Here is a 330-nt window from a genome sequence, read left to right as displayed (position 1 = left end):
GTGCTCTTCCGATCTCGCAAATGGCCATATCAGGCACTCGTCGCCTTCGTAGGCAAGCACCACCTCATCGAGATATCGACGGGGATCGCCGTTTGGCGTCCGACCTGCGAGAGGATCGCCATTTCGCCTCCATCGGCCGTAATGAGCAAGGCACCATCCACGTCCGCGAGCGGGCTTCGCGCAGCCATCAATCGCGCAGGTTGCCACCTGACTGTTGTTCACCTTGGTGACGACGCTCATCATGCGTCCTCACCTTCTGGGCCTTCCGCCCTATTTTGCCGGCCAGCCACAATATCAGCCAGCCTAACCAGCGCCGGATGGGCATTCGTT

1 protein-coding gene is annotated in these 330 nt (G+C 60.0%); it reads right to left on the bottom strand.

The genetic code is table 11. The features are described 5' to 3' along the window. A partial coding sequence (locus EN857_RS35330) for a hypothetical protein (protein WP_210235172.1) occupies nucleotides 1–243 on the bottom strand: 243 nt, incomplete at its 3' end. Nucleotides 244–330 lie beyond the last annotated feature (87 nt).

The sequence above is a fragment of the Mesorhizobium sp. M4B.F.Ca.ET.214.01.1.1 genome (assembly GCF_004791545.1).
Taxonomy (GTDB): Bacteria; Pseudomonadota; Alphaproteobacteria; order Rhizobiales; family Rhizobiaceae; genus Mesorhizobium; species Mesorhizobium abyssinicae.
The sequence above is the reverse complement of the archived record's forward strand: the minus strand, read 5'-3'. Positions and strand labels throughout refer to the sequence as shown.